Annotated in this window: 1 pseudogene; it reads left to right on the plus strand. The window is 43.2% G+C overall.

The window, feature by feature from the left end:
* A pseudogene (locus tag HJW02_RS13415) lies at positions 1 to 220 on the plus strand (glycoside hydrolase family 92); the annotation flags it as partial.

Consider the following 220-nt stretch of genomic DNA (forward strand, 5'->3'; position numbering starts at 1 on the left):
TTTATGATTTGGGTGATGATTTGAATACCGGAAAAGACAGAGGAAGGATAGAAGAAGATCTTACCCAGTTGAAAGCATGGAACTTCTCTACAGCCTCATATCGGGCAGTCAACGGAGTGATGTCATTGGTCTCTTCGGGGGTTAAACTACAGAAACGTGTTCAGTACGATTCTTCTGCCTATCCCAATATAGTGGTAAAAGCTCCTGGTATTCCGGTATC

The sequence above is a fragment of the Akkermansia sp. GGCC_0220 genome (assembly GCF_017566105.1).
Classification (GTDB): Bacteria; Verrucomicrobiota; Verrucomicrobiia; order Verrucomicrobiales; family Akkermansiaceae; genus Akkermansia; species Akkermansia massiliensis.